This is a genomic window from Streptomyces sp. SID11385 (assembly GCF_010548245.1).
GTDB lineage: Bacteria > Actinomycetota > Actinomycetes > Streptomycetales > Streptomycetaceae > Streptomyces.
Window position 1 is genome coordinate 66544 of record NZ_JAAGLR010000910.1, and the last position, 15904, is coordinate 82447.

The 15904-nt window shown below is 73.5% G+C and carries 12 protein-coding genes and 1 riboswitch; of the genes, 9 read left to right on the top strand and 3 right to left on the bottom strand.

The window, feature by feature from the left end; genetic code table 11:
• Positions 1-39 precede the first annotated feature (39 nt).
• On the bottom strand, positions 40-984 hold the full coding sequence (locus G3I42_RS27695; protein WP_164290410.1) for a sucrase ferredoxin: 945 nt from the start codon (positions 982-984) through the stop codon (positions 40-42).
• Positions 985-1204: 220 nt separating this feature from the next.
• Here G3I42_RS27695 and G3I42_RS27700 point away from each other — a divergent pair, with 220 nt between their 5' ends.
• From G3I42_RS27700 to G3I42_RS27710, 3 genes are all read left to right on the top strand, one after another.
• Positions 1205-2212 (top strand): LacI family DNA-binding transcriptional regulator, encoded by a 1008-nt coding sequence (locus G3I42_RS27700; protein WP_164290412.1) that lies wholly within the window; start codon positions 1205-1207, stop codon positions 2210-2212.
• 127 nt (positions 2213-2339) lie between these two features.
• Entirely contained in the window at positions 2340-3500 is a 1161-nt protein-coding gene (locus G3I42_RS27705; RefSeq protein WP_343244688.1) for a GTP-binding protein, read from the top strand.
• A gap of 159 nt (positions 3501-3659) precedes the next feature.
• Complete coding sequence (locus G3I42_RS27710) at positions 3660-3857, top strand: hypothetical protein (protein WP_239096718.1); 198 nt, start codon at positions 3660-3662, stop codon at positions 3855-3857.
• A 163-nt stretch (positions 3858-4020) separates the two neighbouring features.
• Here the strand turns inward: G3I42_RS27710 and G3I42_RS27715 are convergent, their stop codons facing one another.
• A complete protein-coding gene (locus tag G3I42_RS27715) occupies positions 4021-6489 on the bottom strand; it encodes a DNA topoisomerase IV subunit A (RefSeq protein ID WP_164290416.1) in 2469 nt (822 codons plus the stop codon).
• A gap of 486 nt (positions 6490-6975) precedes the next feature.
• Between G3I42_RS27715 and G3I42_RS27720 the strand changes: the two genes are divergently transcribed.
• The 5 genes from G3I42_RS27720 to G3I42_RS27740 all read left to right on the top strand — a co-directional run bounded on the left by G3I42_RS27720 (position 6976) and on the right by G3I42_RS27740 (position 12949).
• Positions 6976-8349: a pitrilysin family protein gene (locus G3I42_RS27720; protein WP_164290417.1), complete on the top strand. Its 1374-nt coding sequence runs from the start codon at positions 6976-6978 to the stop codon at positions 8347-8349.
• A complete protein-coding gene (locus G3I42_RS27725; protein WP_164290419.1) occupies positions 8346-9755 on the top strand; it encodes a pitrilysin family protein in 1410 nt (469 codons plus the stop codon). Before G3I42_RS27720 ends, G3I42_RS27725 begins: the two co-directional genes overlap by 4 nt.
• A 301-nt stretch (positions 9756-10056) precedes the next feature.
• Complete coding sequence (locus tag G3I42_RS27730) at positions 10057-10794, top strand: dienelactone hydrolase family protein (protein WP_164290421.1); 738 nt, start codon at positions 10057-10059, stop codon at positions 10792-10794.
• Positions 10795-10995: 201 nt separating this feature from the next.
• A riboswitch (cyclic di-AMP (ydaO/yuaA leader) is annotated at positions 10996-11147 on the top strand.
• Positions 11148-11159: 12 nt separating this feature from the next.
• Complete coding sequence (locus tag G3I42_RS27735) at positions 11160-11933, top strand: M23 family metallopeptidase (protein WP_164290423.1); 774 nt, start codon at positions 11160-11162, stop codon at positions 11931-11933.
• A 338-nt stretch (positions 11934-12271) separates the two neighbouring features.
• Positions 12272-12949 carry a GntR family transcriptional regulator gene (locus G3I42_RS27740; protein WP_164290425.1) on the top strand — a complete coding sequence of 226 codons (678 nt, stop codon included), beginning with the start codon at positions 12272-12274 and terminating at the stop codon, positions 12947-12949.
• A 207-nt stretch (positions 12950-13156) separates the two neighbouring features.
• Here G3I42_RS27740 and G3I42_RS27745 read toward each other — a convergent pair whose 3' ends face one another.
• Positions 13157-13438 (bottom strand): HPr family phosphocarrier protein, encoded by a 282-nt coding sequence (locus G3I42_RS27745; RefSeq protein ID WP_164290427.1) that lies wholly within the window; start codon positions 13436-13438, stop codon positions 13157-13159.
• 460 nt (positions 13439-13898) lie between these two features.
• Between G3I42_RS27745 and G3I42_RS27750 the strand changes: the two genes are divergently transcribed.
• A partial coding sequence (locus G3I42_RS27750; RefSeq protein ID WP_239096710.1) for a GNAT family N-acetyltransferase occupies positions 13899-15904 on the top strand: 2006 nt, incomplete at its 3' end.

The window sequence follows — 15904 nt, forward strand, 5'->3', positions numbered from 1 at the left end:
GGCGTCCTCCCACGCGGGAGGACGCCCGTATCCGTACGTTCAGTGCGCGGGAGCTTCGGCCGCCAGCCGGGCGACCTCGAAGCGGGCCGGGAGGGCGGGGGCCGCGTCGCAGCTCTCGGGGCGCGCGTCCTCGGCGACGGTACGCACCACCTCGGCCGTCCAGCGGCGGCCGTCGCGGTGCTCCACGCGGACGCGGTGCACGGCGGGGGCCTCGCCCGGCGGCAGGGTGCGTACGGTCAGCGCTTCGGCCCGCTCCTCGCCCGTTTCCGCGCGTACCGCCAACTCGGCGGACTGTTCCGGGCGTTCCCAGACGGAGCGGCCCCGGCAACCGTCGAGGAGGACGCGGCCGGAGGCGGCGGCACGCTGGGCCGCCAGGGCCAGGGCGGCGTCCGCGCGCCCGTAGGCGTAGCCGTACGGGAGGACGAGCAGCGTGGGGGAGAAGCGGTGGCCGCCGAGGTGCGTCACCTCCCAGAGGCCCTCCGTGCCCGCCGCGTGCAGTTCGGCGGCGAGGGGGCGGCCGAGGAGCGCGCAGCAGCGGTCGCGCTTGCCGTTGGCGCAGACACAGACGAGCGGGGCACCCGTGTAAGGGGTGCCGGCGAGGCCGTCGGCCGCGTCGAGGAAGGAGGCGGCATTGCCCGCGCCGAGTTCCTTCAGGTCCAGGCCGAGGAGGCGTTCGGCGTCCTCGGCCGACTCGATCTCCGCCTCGTGCACCCAGCCCCGGCCGGGCACGACGTGCGCGGCGAAGACCCGGCGCGTGGAGGTGGGCGCGGTGCGGCCGGGGCGGCGGATGAGGCCGAGGCGCACGCCGGTGCCGCGCGCGGCCTCCTCCAGGCGTCGTCCGAGGACGGGATCGAGGCGGCTGGACGTCAGCGCCTTGGCGCCCCACGGGCCCGGTTGTTCGACGAGGAGCCAGGTGCGGGCGGTGGCCGCCGTTCCGGCGAGGGGCTCGCCGAGGGCACGCGAGGCGGTGGCGCAGATACTCACAAAGGTGAGCCTAACCGCACCGGAACAAGGCCGCCCTCCGGCCAGGGCACCGGGCGCGCTGTCGGCCCCGCCCGCGCCCCGTCCGCAGTCCCGCGTGCGCACCTCCGCACTCCCGCGTGCGCACGTCCGCAGCGGGAAGAGCAGAATCCGGCGGAATTCCGCAGCGGAATTTTCAGAAACCCCGCAAACCGCTTGCGGTCCTTGCGCTAATCTTTCGGCCATGACACGTCGACTAGCCCAAGTGGCCCAGAAGGTCGGAGTCAGCGAGGCCACGGTCAGCCGAGTCCTCAACGGCAAGCCGGGGGTGTCCGAAAACACGCGCCAAGCGGTGCTCTCGGCGCTCGACGTGCTCGGCTACGAGCGGCCCACGCAGTTGCGCGGGGAGCGGGCCCGTCTCGTCGGTCTCGTCCTGCCCGAGTTGCAGAACCCGATCTTCCCGGCCTTCGCCGAGGTCATCGGCGGGGCGCTCGCGCAGCAGGGCCTCACGCCCGTCCTGTGCACGCAGACCAAGGGCGGCGTCTCCGAGGCCGATTACGTCGATCTCCTGCTGCAACAGCAGGTCTCCGGGGTGGTCTTCGCCGGTGGGCTGTACGCGCAGGCCGAGGCGCCCCACGACCACTACCGCCGCCTCGCGGAGCGCCGTATCCCCGTCGTGCTCATCAACGCGGCGATCGAGCAGCTCGGCTTCCCCGGTGTCTCCTGCGACGACGCGGTCGCCGTCGAGCAGGCGTGGCGCCACCTCTCCTCGCTCGGCCACGAGCGCATCGGGCTCGTCCTCGGCCCGGCCGACCACGTTCCCTCGCAGCGCAAGCTCGCCGCCGCCCGGCAGCTCGCCGCCGCGGAGGGCCGCGAACTGCCCGAGGCGCACGTCGTCCGGGCGATGTTCTCGCTGGAGGGCGGACAGGCGGCCGCGGCCCGCCTCCTCGACCAGGGCGTCACGGGTTTCGTGTGCGCGAGCGACCCGTACGCGCTCGGCGTGATCCGCGCGGCGAAGCGGCGCGGACTGTCCGTGCCGGGCGAGGTCTCCGTGGTCGGCTTCGACGACTCCGCCTTCATGAACTGCACGGAACCCCCGCTCACCACCGTGCGCCAGCCCATCGAGGCGATGGGACGGGCGGCGGTCGACCTGCTCGCGGTGCAGATCGCGGGGGCGACGGCGGCGGCCGAGGAGCTGCTGTTCGAACCGGAGCTGGTGGTACGGGGCTCGACGGGGCAGGCGCCGCGCTGAACCCGCGCGCCGAACCCGCGGTCACCCGCGCGTCGCACGCCCCCCGCCCGCCCGCGCCTCGCACGCCCCCTGCCACCCGCGTGGGGCGTGCGCGCGGCGCCGGGGCGGGGGTTCGTAGGCTGGGGCGGTGACAGCGGAAGAACAAGAGCGTCCCGTACCGCCGCAGATTCCCGTCGTGGTGCTCTCCGGGTTCCTCGGGGCCGGGAAGACCACGGTGCTCAACCACCTGCTCCACAGCAGCCGGGGCAGCCGCATCGCGGTGCTCGTCAACGACTTCGGCAGCATCGAGATCGACGCGATGGCCGTCGCCGGACAGGCCGGATCGACGGTCTCGCTCGGCAACGGCTGCCTGTGCTGCGCGGTCGACGTGAGCGAGCTGGACGAACAGCTCGCCCGGCTCACCGCGCCCGGGCTGCGCGTCGACCTGGTCGTCATCGAGGCGAGCGGGCTCGCGGAACCGGCCGAGCTGGTCCGTATGGTGCTCGCGGGCGACAACCCGCGGCTCGTCTACGGCGGGCTCGTGGAGGTCGTCGACGCGGCCGAGTTCCCCGCGACCCGCGCACGGCATCCGGGGCTGGGCACGCGGCTCGCCGTCGCCGACCTCGTCGTCCTCAACAAGACCGACCGGATCACCGCCGCCGCACGCGCCGAACTGCTCTTGGAGGTACGGCGCCTCGCGCGCGGCGCCGCCGTCGCACCGGTCACGCACGGCCGTCTCGACCCGGAACTGCTCTTCGACCGCCGCCCCGTGACCGAGCGGCGAGGCCAGCTCTCCTTCGACGACCTGCGCGCCGAGGAGGAGCCCGCGCCGCACCTGCACGAGGGGTACGAGAGCGTGGCGCGGAGCTACGACGTGCCGCTCGATCCGGTACGCCTCATGTCCTTCCTGGAGCGACGGCCCGAGGGCCTCTACCGCATCAAGGGGTACGTGAACTTCGGCGCCGCCGACCCGCTCCACCGCTACGGTGTGCACGCCGTGGGCCGCTTCCTGCGCTTCACCCCGGAGCCCTGGCCGGAGGCCGCGCCCCGCCGCACCGACCTCGTCCTCATCGGCGCCGGGATCGACGCGGACCGCGTCGCCGCCGGACTCGATGCCTGCCGTGAGGAGGAACTCGCCGCCGCGCCCGACGCGTTGAGCCTCGCCGGCGGAGCGGACGCGGACGGTCAGCGCCGGATGTGGGGCGTGCTCAGGTACGTACGGGACCCGGAGGAGGACCCGGCGGAGGGGCCGGGGCGCGGGGTGGCGGGGGAGCGGGAGTTCGCGCCCTCGGGCCTGTCCGCCGGGTGATCGCCGAGCGGCGCGCGGGCTCGGTCGGGTGACGTTGCCGTCGCGTCCCGGGCCGGTGATGCTGGGCGGATGCCGGGAGCGGGGAAGAGAAGGCGGAGACGAGAAGCCGAGAGGTGGCGGCTCGCCGCGCGCACCGCGCCGGACGCCGGACGGTGGGAAGTGTTCTTCGAGACGCTGGTCCAGGCGGAGGTGCGGACGCGGTTGCGCGGGCTCCGGGAGGAGGGAGCCGACGGGGCGATGATCCGGATCGACACGCTGTGCGGGCGCTCGGCGTTCCCGACCACGTACCGGCTGAGCCGCTTCGTGACGGAGCCCGCGCGGGAATCCGGGCGCGAGCACTCTGAGCACGGAGCTTGAGGCGGGTTCAGCTACGCCTGTGACGGGGCGTGGGCGCCCAGGTGCCGCGGGGATTCCGCGAACCCGTCAGGTGCCGGTCCGCCAGGCGGGTCCCGGCCGGGCGCCGCCCGCGTGCCCCTCCCCACGACGTGTTGGGGACGAGCACGCGGACGGCGAACCTCCGTCAGGCCGGTCCGGCCACCGCTGCCACCGGCTTGGCGAGCGAGACGCCGGAGCCGTCGCGGCGCGGGTCGGGCTCAGGGAGCGTGGCCGGGGCGCCGTTGCGCTGGGCCGCGCGGGCCGGGACGGGGCCCGCCCAGGCGAAGCTGAGGCAGTCCTCTCCCTTGAGGAAGCGCTGGCAGCGCACCCCGCCGGTCGCCCGGCCCTTGCGGGGGAACTGGTCGAACGGCGTGAGCTTCGCGGTCGTCTGCACCGAGTCGTCGAGGGTGCCGCGCGAGCCGGCCACCGTGAAGACGGCAGCGTCGACCGCCGGGTCGACGACGTCGAAGGAGAGCACCTTCGCGCCCTCGGCGAGCTTGACCCCGGCGACCCCGCCGGCCGGGCGGCCCTGGGGACGTACCGCCGACGCCTGGAAGCGCAGCAGTTGCGCGTCGTCCGTGATGAAGACGAGGTCCTCCTCGCCCGTGCGCAACTCGGCGGCGCCCACGATCCGGTCGCCCTCGCGCAGCGTGATGACCTCCAGCTCCTCGCGGTTGGCCGGGTAGTCGGGCACGACGCGCTTCACGACGCCCTGCGCCGTACCGATCGCGAGCCCCGGCGAGGACTCGTCGAGCGTGCACAGGCACACGAGCGTCTCGTCGTCCTCGAGCCGTACGAATTCCGCCACCGGTGCCCCGCCCGCGAGCGAGGGACCCGCGCCCTCGGCGAGCTGGGGCAGGTCCACGACGGTGATGCGCAGGAGCCGCCCGGCCGAGGTGACCGCGCCGACCTCGCCGCGCGCCGTCGCGGGCACCGCGGAGCGGATCACGTCGTGCTTCGCGCGCTTGGCCGAGCCCTCCTGGAGCGGCTCGGTGCCCGGCGTACGGGCGATGACCCCGGTCGTGGAGAGGAGCACGCGGCAGGGATCGTCGGCGACCTGGAGCGGGAGCGCCGCGACCGGGGCGTCCGCCGACTCCAGGAGCACGGTGCGGCGCGGGGTGCCGTACTTCTTCGCCACGGCGGCCAGCTCGCCGGAGACGAGCTTGCGCAGCTCCGCGTCCGATTCGAGGATCGCCGTCAGCTCCTCGATCTCGGCCTTGAGCCGGTCGCGCTCGGACTCCAGTTCCATCCGGTCGAACTTCGTGAGCCGGCGCAGCGGGGTGTCCAGGATGTACTGCGTCTGCGTCTCGCTCAGCGAGAAGTGCTCGATGAGGCGCCGCTTCGCGTCCGCCGAGTTCTCGCTGGAGCGGATGAGGCGGATGACCTCGTCGATGTCGACGAGCGCGACGAGCAGGCCCTCCACGAGGTGCAGCCGGTCCATGCGCTTCGCGCGCCGGAACTCGCTGCGCCGCCGCACCACGGAGAAGCGGTGGTCGAGGTAGACCTCCAGCATCTCCTTGAGGCCGAGGGTGAGCGGCTGACCGTCCACGAGTGCCACATTGTTGATGCCGAAGGACTCCTCCATCGGCGTCAGCTTGTAGAGCTGTTCGAGCACGGCCTCGGGCACGAAGCCGTTCTTGATCTCGATGACGAGCCGCAGTCCGTGCTCGCGGTCGGTGAGGTCCTTGACGTCCGCGATGCCCTGGAGCTTCTTCGAGCCGACGAGGTCCTTGATCTTCGCGATGACCTTCTCGGGACCCACCGTGAACGGCAGTTCCGTCACGACCAGGCCCTTGCGGCGCGCCGTCACGTTCTCCACCGTGACCGTGGCGCGGGTCTTGAAGCTGCCGCGCCCCTTCTCGTACGCGTCGCGGATGCCGGCGAGGCCCACGATGCGGCCACCGGTGGGCAGGTCGGGGCCCGGCACGTACTTCATGAGCGTGTCGAGGTCCGCGTTCGGATGCCGGATCAGGTGGCGCGCGGCGGCGACGACCTCGCCGAGGTTGTGCGGCGCCATGTTCGTCGCCATCCCGACCGCGATCCCGGAGGCGCCGTTGACCAGCAGGTTCGGGTAGGCGGCGGGGAGCGTGAGGGGCTCCTGCTCCTGACCGTCGTAGTTGGGCGCGAAGTCGACGGTGTTCTCGTCGATCGACTCCGTCATGAGCATCGCCGCGTCGGCCATGCGGGACTCGGTGTACCGCATCGCGGCGGGCGGGTCGTCGTTGCCCAGCGAGCCGAAGTTGCCGTGGCCGTCGACGAGCGGGACCCGCATGGAGAAGGACTGCGCCATGCGGACGAGCGCGTCGTAGATGGAGGCGTCCCCGTGCGGGTGGAGCTTGCCCATCACCTCGCCGACGACACGCGCGCACTTGACGTAGCCGCGCTCGGGCCGCAGACCCATCTCGTTCATCTGGTAGACGATGCGGCGCTGCACCGGCTTGAGCCCGTCCCGGGCGTCGGGCAGGGCCCGGGAGTAGATCACGGAGTACGCGTACTCCAGGTAGGAGCTCTGCATCTCGTCGACGACGTCGATGTCGAGGATTCTCTCCTCGAAGTCTGCCTCGTCGGCCCGGGAGGTGCCCCGAGACGGGGTTTTCGTGCTGCGGCGGGCCATCGCTGCTGCGGCTCCTTCGCGTTCTCGTCACGGCATCGGCTGTACTGCGGCTGTACTGACGCGGACCATTGTGGACCGCCGCGCCGACAGTCCCGACCTCGACCCGTCCGCATACGCGCCCGCGCGGGACCACGGAACCGGAGCAAGGGGGTACTTCCGGCGCCGGGGCGGGGCGCGGGCACGTACCCGACCGGCGCCGGGTGACGCCCGTGTACGTACCCGAGGCGCGTGCGTACGTACCCGACCGGCGCCGGGATGGCGCGTGCGTACGTACCCGACCGGCGCGCGGCGCGGGCGTGGGCCACCCCCGCGCGCCCCCTGCGCCGATCCGTGGGGAAGAAGTCTGGAGGCGGGAACTTCCCCGCTTGTCGGTGCGGTTGCATAGAGTGACAGCGCGACGAGACAACAGCGATCCGACTCAACAGCTGTACGACGAGCACGCCCGGCGCCTCGCGGCGGCCGTGAGCGGTTCGGCGACACGAAGGGATGTACATGCCCATGGGTGACACGGCCACCGAGCGGGCCGGCTCCGGCGGTCTGACCGCGACGGAGCACCGGCTCGCCAACGGACTGCGCGTGGTCCTCTCCGAGGACCACCTGACCCCGGTGGCGGCCGTCTGCCTCTGGTACGACGTCGGCTCGCGCCACGAGGTCGCGGGGCGCACCGGCCTCGCCCACCTCTTCGAGCACCTGATGTTCCAGGGCTCGGCGCAGGTCAAGGGGAACGGGCACTTCGAGCTGGTCCAGGGCGCCGGCGGCTCCCTCAACGGCACGACGAGCTTCGAGCGCACCAACTACTTCGAGACCATGCCGTCGAACCAGCTGGAGCTGGCGCTGTGGCTGGAGGCCGACCGGATGGGCTCCCTGCTCACCGCGCTCGACCTGGAGTCCCTGGACAACCAGCGCGCGGTGGTCAAGAACGAGCGCCGCCAGCGGTACGACAACGTGCCCTACGGCACGGCCTTCGAGAAGCTCACCGCCCTCGCCTACCCCGAGGGGCACCCGTACCACCACACGCCCATCGGCTCCATGGCGGACCTCGACGCGGCGACCCTGGAGGACGCCCGCGCCTTCTTCCGCACGTACTACGCGCCGAACAACGCGGTCCTCTCCGTGGTCGGCGACATCGATCCCGGGCAGACCCTCGCCTGGGTCGAGAAGTACTTCGGCTCGATCCCGGGCCACGACGGCAAGCAGCCGCCGCGGGACGGCGCGCTGCCCGAGGTGATGGGCGGGCAGCTGCGCGAGATGGTGCGCGAGGACGTGCCCTCGCGCGCGCTCATGGCCGCCTACCGGCTGCCCGAGGACGGGACCCGCGCCGGGGACGCCGCCGACGTCGCGCTCACCATCCTCGGCGGCGGCGAGTCCTCGCGGCTCTTCAACCGCCTCGTGCGCCGCGACCGTTCGGCCGTCGCCGCCGGGTTCGGACTGCTGCGGCTCGCCGGCGCGCCCTCGCTCGGCTGGCTCGACGTCAAGACGAGCGCGGACGTCGAGATCCCGGTGATCGAGGCGGCCGTGGACGAGGAACTGGCCCGCTTCGCCGAACAGGGGCCGACGGCCGAGGAGATGGAGCGCGCCCAGGCCCAGCTGGAGCGCGAGTGGCTCGACCAGCTCGACACCGTCGCGGGCCGCGCGGACCAGCTCTGCCGGTACGCCGTGCTCTTCGGCGACCCGCAGCTCGCCTTCACCGCCGTGGACCGCCTCCTCGCGGTCACCGCCGACGAGGTGCGCGAGATCGCCGCCGCCCGGCTGCGCCCGGACAACCGCGCGGTCCTCGTCTACGAGCCCACCGCGCCGGAGCAGACCCCCGCCGCCGAGGAAGCGGCCACCGACCAGGACGAGGAGGCGGCACAGCAGTGAGCGAAGCCGTGCAGAGCACCATGGAGTTCCACCCGCGCCCCCAGCCGGGTCCCGCCAAGCCCTGGGCCTTCCCCGCCCCGGAGCGCTCCACCCTGTCCAATGGCCTGACCCTGCTGCGCTGCGAGCGCCCGGGGCAGCAGCTCGTCGCCGTGGAGGTGCTGCTCGACGTTCCGCTCGACGCCGAGCCGAAGGGCCTCGACGGCCTCGCCACGATCCTCGCGCGCGCCTTCACCGAGGGCACCGACAAGCACTCCGCCGAGGAGTTCGCCGCCGAGCTGGAGCGCTGCGGCGCGACCTTCGACGCGCACGCGGACCACGCGGGCCTGCGGCTCTCCCTCGAAGTGCCGGTCTCGCGCCTGGCCAAGGGCCTCGACCTGCTCGCCGAGGCCCTGCGCGCCCCCGCCTTCGCCGCGTCCGAGATCGAGCGACTGGTACGCAACAGGCTCGACGAGATCCCGCACGAGGCCGCCAACCCCTCGCGCCGCGCGGCCAAGGAGCTGTTCAGGCAGCTCTTCCCGGCGGACAGCCGCCTCTCCCGCCCCCGGCAGGGCACGGCGGAGACCGTCGAGGCGATCGACGCGAAGGCCGTGCGCGAGCTGTACGAGCGGTACGTGCACCCGGCCACGGCCACCGTGGTCGTCGTCGGCGACTTCGCGGGCGCCGACCTCGACGCGCTGCTCGCCGAGAGCCTCGGTACGTGGCAGGGCTCCGCCCCGGCCTCGCCGCCCATGAGCCCGATCACCTCGGACGACACGGGCCGCGTCTACATCGTCGACCGGCCCGGCTCGGTGCAGACCCAGCTCCTCATCGGCCGCACGGGGCCGGACCGGCACGACCAGGTGTGGGCGGCGCAGGTACTCGGCACCTACTGCCTGGGCGGGACGCTGACCTCGCGCCTGGACCGGGTGCTGCGCGAGGAGAAGGGCTACACGTACGGGGTCCGGGCCTTCGGGCAGGTGCTGCGGTCGGGCCGGTCGGCCGAGGGCACGGGACTCGCGCCGGGGGCCGCGCTCCTCGCGATCAGCGGCTCGGTCGACACCGAGTCCACCGGGCCCGCGCTCGCGGACCTGTGGAAGGTGCTGCGCGACCTCGCGGCGGGCGGGCTCACCGACGCGGAGCGTGAGACGGCAGAGCAGAACCTCGTGGGCGTCGCCCCGCTCAAGTACGAGACGGCCGCCGCCGTGGCGGGGACGCTCGCCGACCAGGTCGAGCAGCAGCTCCCCGACGACTTCCAGGCCGCCTTCTACCGCCGCCTCGCCGAGACGGGCACGGTGGAGGCCACGGCCGCCGTCGTGAACGCCTTCCCGGCGGACCGCCTGGTGACGGTCCTGGTGGGGGACGCGGCGCAGATCGCCGACCCGGTACGGGAGCTGGGGATCGGGGAGGTGACGGTGGTGCAGGGCTGAGCCGCCCTGCGGGGCGGGGCGGGCGCGGCGAGAACGGGGGCCGCGCCGGTCCTGCCCGCCCGCGCCTCCGGCCGGGGCGAAGGGGCGCGGAGAGGACGCCGTGCGGCCCCGAACGGGCAGTATGCGCACGCTGGTTGACGTCGTGGGACTACAGTCCGGTGGCATGACGACCGGGACGGCCTCGTGCCACGCATGGATCGGTGACCCGGTGCTCCGCTGAGCGCCCGGTGGGGCAGCCCGCGCGCCCCGCCCTCCGTCGTGTTGATCGCAGCTTCGGCACATCGAACACGACAGGAGAGTCATGCCCACCAAGACGCTGAGTATCGCCACCGAGGACGGTCACGCCGAGGGCTTCGCCGCCTTCCCCGAGGGCGGGGGGCCGCACCCCGGGGTGCTGATGTACACGGACGGCTTCGGCCTGCGGCCCGTCATCCGGGACCTCGCGGGTGAGCTGGCCGGGCACGGGTACTACGTGCTCGTCCCCCACCTCTTCTACCGGCACGGCCCCGCGCCGGTGGTCGAACTCCCCGCGTACCTGGGCGAAGACGAGCGGGCGGCGGTCTTCGCCCGCGTGATGCCCCTCATCGAGGCGCACACCGCCGAACGCGCTCGCAGGGACGCGGCCGCCTACCTGGCCTTTCTCGCGGCGCGATCCGAGGTCGCGGCCGGGCCGTTCGCCGTCACCGGTTACTGCGTCGGCGGCCTCCTCGCGGTGCGCGCCGCCGCGGCGCACCCCGCCGAGGTGGCGGCCGTCGCCGCGTTCCACGCGCCCGTGGGGGCGGCCGGGCCCGCTGCCTACTCCGAACTCCGTGCGCGCGTCCATCTCGGGCACGCCGAGGGCGATATGACGGACGAGGCCCTCGGCGCGCTCCACGCGGAACTCGACACGGCCGGTGTCGACTACACGTCGGAGGTCTACCCCGGCACCCGGCACGGCTTCACGATGTCCGACACCGACGCCTTCAGCGCCGCCGGGCTCGCCCGCCACTGGGACCGTCTGCTCCCCCTTCTCGCGGGGACGCGAGGGCGCCCGGCCTGAGCGGGCACGGGTGCCCACGCGGGCCGGGCCGGGCTCGGGGCTGTCCGGATACCGGTCGGGCCCGTGTCCGTATTGGGTGCATGACGGCCTGTCTGGGGTGTGGCATGAGCAACAAAGGTGCCGTTGCGTTTGTTTCGGAAGTCTTGCCCCGCTTAGCGTCACTCCGGCTGTTCGTCAGGTATGCGCCGCGCCCGCGGCAGCGGACAGCCTTCGCCGAGTTCCGGGGCTTGTACCCGGGAGCCGGGGACCCATGTGTCCCATGGGGTGAATCGGACGCCGTCCGCCGGTGTCCGTAGGAGACCTTCCTGCTCCGAACCCGTCAGCTAACCCGGTAGGCGAGAGGGAAGGAAAGGAACAGCCGCTTCATGGCGTTCACGCGCCCCACGGGCAGGCACCGTCGTCCTGCCGTCCGAGCGTCCCGCACCGGTGCGAAGGTGGCCGGGCTCGCCGCGCTCACGACCGGTTCCGTCGTCGGCACCCTCGCCGCCCCCGCGCACGCCGCGAGCCACGAGGGCCCCGACACCGGTCTCACGCGCGTCATCGGTTTCGACAGCGTCGCCCAGGAGATCGCCACGCAGGCCTCCCTCGTGCACTCCGCCGCCGAGCAGGACGCCGCCGAGGCGAAGGCCGCGGCCGAGGCGGGCAAGGAGGCCGCGAAGGCGAAGCGCGAGGCGGAGCGGAAGAAGGAGGCGAAGGAGCGGGCCGCGCGGGCCGCCGAGCGGAAGCGCCTCAACACCTTCGTCCTGCCGATCCCCGGCTCGTACGTCTCCACCGGCTACCACGCCAGCAGCTCGCTGTGGTCCTCCGGCAGCCACACCGGCATCGACTTCCACGCGGCGAGCGGTACGAGCGTCCACGCGGTCGGCGCCGGGACGGTCGTGAAGGTCGACTGGGGCGGCGCGTACGGCAACGAGGTCGTGCTGCGCATGCACGACGGGACGTACACGCAGTACGGGCACCTCACCGCGGCCACCGTCGCGGTCGGGCAGACCGTGACGGCCGGTCAGCAGATCGCCGTCTCGGGCGCCACGGGCAACGTCACCGGCCCCCACCTGCACTTCGAGGCGCGCACGAGCCCCGAGTACGGCTCCGACATGGACCCGCTCGCCTACCTGCGCGGTCACGGCGTCGACGTCTGAGCCCGTCATGCGCCCCGCGCCACCGCCGAAAGCCCCCGGCCCGCCGGGGACTTTCGGCGTTCCGCGCACGAGCCCAGGGGCCCGCTCGCCTCGCGCCGGGCCCTCACACCCCGCTCCCGGCACCGCTCGCCTCGCGCCGGCCCCCACCCCGCTCCCGGCACCCCGCCCTTTCCGCCCCGAACCGCCCGTAAACAGCGCATCGGGGCCTCGGGATATCCGGGGAATGCGCCCTGCCGTGCTGAATTCTTCGCTGTTCTCATAGGGTCACTGCTCTAATGGAGTCACCTCGCGGACGCCCGACGGCAGCGTTTCGCGGTGAATAATGCGGAGGTCGGGTCATGAGCATTCCCGCGCACTCGGTATGCACGGCGATCAGGGACGATATCGTCTCGGGCGTGTACGAGCGGGGGAGCCGGCTCACGGAGGAATTGCTCGCACGGAGATACGGGGTCTCCCGGGTGCCGGTGCGGGAGGCGCTGCGCACGCTGGAGGCGGAGGGCTTCGTCGTGACGCGCCGGCACGCGGGGGCGCAGGTCGCCGAACCGGGGGCGCGGGAGGCCGTGGACGTCCTGGAGACGAGGCTGCTCCTGGAGCCGCTGTGCGCGGCGCGCGCCGCGCAGCGCAGGACCGAGGCGCACCTCAAGGTGCTGCGCGGCCTCGTCAGGCTGGGGCAGGAGCGGGCGCGCCGGGGGCAGGAGGAGGACCTGCGCTCGCTGGGCGGCTGGTTCCACGAGACGCTGGTCCAGGCCAGCGCGAGCGAGACCCTGACCTCGCTCCTGACCCTGCTGCGGCAGAAGATCGCGTGGATGTACGTGGTCGAGTCGCCCGTCCGCCCTCAGGAGTCCTGGGCCGAGCACGGCGCGATCGTCGACGCCGTGGCGCGTGGCGACGCGGAACGGGCCCGCGCGCTCACCACGCAGCACGCCGACCGCGCGCGCCGCGCCCACCGCCTGCGTGGCCCGCACGTCGTGAGGACTTCGCAACACCCCGTAAACAATCCGGGCCTCTCGCATTAACACAGGGGCCGTATACAAAGGGGTGCGAAGTCGCGGAAGTCTCGGCCTCGCCGACTTCCCCTTTTCACCGGGGCGGATTTCTCGCGCCTGTTTCAGGGGGTTATTCGGCGAGCTTTTTCGGCGTGCCCACCGTGGCGGCCGTGAAAACAAGCGGCGACCCCGGCGGGCGGAGAGAAATTCCGCACGCCGGGGTCGGACGCGTATTCCCTAAACCGTTTCGGGGAGTTCCTGGAGTCCCTCCGCCACGAGTTTGACGAGCCGGTCCAGAGCCTCTTCGGCCCCCTCTCCCTCCGCGCTCAGCGTGATCTCCTCGCCCCCCTGCACGCCGAGGCCGAGCACCGCGAGCATGGAGCGGGCGTTGACCGCTTCGCCCTCGCCCTTGGCGACGGTGACGGGGAGTCCGGTGGCGGTCGATGCCCGCACGAAGAGGGAGGCGGGACGGGCGTGGAGGCCCTCCGGCCAGCCGACGGTGACGCGACGCTCAGCCATGGTGCAGCCCTTCGGGTCCGGGGCCCGCGCGCTGGCGGGCCCGGTGCGGATACGCGGTGGTGCGGCTTCCGGTGGTACGGCAGTGCGGTGTTCGGTGGTGCGGTCGATGCGGTCGATGCGGTCGATGCGGTCTTTCGGTCGTGCGGGTCGATGCGGTCTTTCGGTGGCGCGGGTCGGTGCGGGTCGGTGTGGTGTCGCGGTACGGGCCTTCCCGTTCCGGGACGCGTTCTCCCCTCGTGGTGGCACGGCGCGCCGCGCGGCGCAAGGGGGCAGGGGCCGTACGAGGGGTGTCCGCGGGCACCAGGGGGACACCGCCGCCACGCGCCCGGTCCCCGTGGCGGCCCGTACGCCGACCAGCCCTCACCTGCGAAAGCCCCCTGCCGCCCGTCCCTCCCCATCCCCTCGTCCCGCCCCCGCACGGCACCCCCACGCCTCGTACACACGGTCGTACCCTGACCCCATGGAGACCCCGGCCGACCCGCCCCGCCCCGAGGAGCCCAGCTCAGCAGCGTCCGGCCCGGCGGAGCCCGCCGCGGCGCCCCGCCCCGGCGGCCGCCCCCAGGACCAGCACCCCTCGGCACAGCCCTACGAGGCCGGTTACCCCGCCCACTGGGAGGCCGACGTCGTGCTGCGCGACGGCGGCACCGCGCGGATCAGGCCCATCACCGCGGACGACGCCGAACGGCTCGTCAGCTTCTACGAGCAGGTCTCCGACGAGTCGAAGTACTACCGCTTCTTCGCCCCCTACCCGAAGCTCTCGGCGAAGGACGTGCACCGCTTCACGCACCACGACTTCGTGGACCGCGTCGGGCTCGCCGCGACCATCGGCGGCGAGTTCATCGCGACCGTGCGCTTCGACCGCGTCGACGCGACGGGCCGCCCCGCCTCCGCGCCCGCCGATGAGGCCGAGGTCGCCTTCCTCGTCCAGGACGCGTACCAGGGCCGCGGCGTGGCCTCGGCGCTCCTCGAACACATCGCGGCCGTCGCGCGCGAGCGCGGCATCCGCCGCTTCGGCGCCGAGGTGCTGCCCCACAACACCAAGATGATCAAGGTCTTCACGGACGCGGGCTACCAGCAGAAGCGCAGCTTCGAGGACGGCGTCGTCCACCTGACCTTCCCACTGGAACCCACCGAGCGCTCGCTCGCGGTGCAGTACGCGCGCGAGCACCGCGCCGAGTCCCGCTCCGTGCAGCGTCTCCTCGCCCCGGGTTCGGTCGCGGTCGTCGGTGCGAAGCGCGCGGGCGGCGGCGTGGGCCGCAGCGTCCTGCGCAACCTCCTCGCCGCCGGGTACACGGGCCGCCTCTACGCCGTCAACAGCAGCTTCCCCGAGGACCAGGGCACGCTGGACGGCGTCCCGGCCTTCCGTACCGTCAAGGAGACCGGTGACGACATCGATCTCGCCGTGGTCGTCGTCCCCGCCGAGCGCGTGCCCGAGGCCGTCGCCGAGTGCGGCGAGCACGGGGTGCGCGGTCTCGTCGTGATCAGCGCCGGGTACGGCGAGAGCGTGACGGCGGGCAGGGCGCGGCAGCGGCGCCTCGTGCGGCAGGCGCGCAGCTACGGGATGCGGCTCGTCGGCCCCAACGCCTTCGGCCTCGTCAACACCGATCCCGCCGTCCGCCTCAACGCCTCGCTCGCGCCCGAACTCGCCCCGCGCGGCCGGGTCGGGCTCTTCACGCAATCGGGCGCGATCGGCATCGCGCTCCTCTCGGAACTCCACCAGCGCGGCACCGGCCTCTCGACCTTCGTCTCGGCGGGCAACCGCGCGGACGTCTCGGGCAACGACGTCCTCCAGTACTGGTACGACGACCCCGACACCGACGTGGCGCTGATGTACCTGGAGTCGATCGGCAACCCGCGCAAGTTCACCCGCCTCGCGCGCCGCGCCGCCGCGACCAAGCCGCTCGTCGTCGTCCAGGGCGCCCGGCACAGCGCCGCGACGCCGCCCTCGCACGCCGTCGCCGAGACCCGCCTCCCGCACGCGACGGTCTCCGCGCTCCTCGCGCAGGCCGGCGTGATCAGGGTCGAGACCGTCACCGACCTCGTCGACACGGGCGTCCTGCTCGCGGGCCAGCCGCTCCCCGAGGGCCCGCGCGTCGCGATCCTCGGCAACTCCGAATCGCTCGGCCTGCTCACGTACGACGCCTGCCTGACCGAGGGCCTGCGCCCGCGCACCCCGCTCGACCTCACGACGTCCGCGGGCCCCGAGGACTTCCGGCGCGCCCTGGAACAGGCGCTCGCCGCCCCGGACAGCGACGCCGTCGTCGTCACCGCGATCCCGTGGGTCGGCGAGGGCGCGCTCGACTGGCCCGAGGGCGAGGTGCTCGGCGCGGCGCTGCGCGAGGCGGTCGCCGCCTCGGAGACGCGCAAGCCCGTCCTCGTCGTCCACGTCGAACTCGGCGGCCTCGCCCACGCCCTCTCCGCGGCGACCGCGACCCTCCCCGCGAGCGCGGGCCCGCACACGCCCGG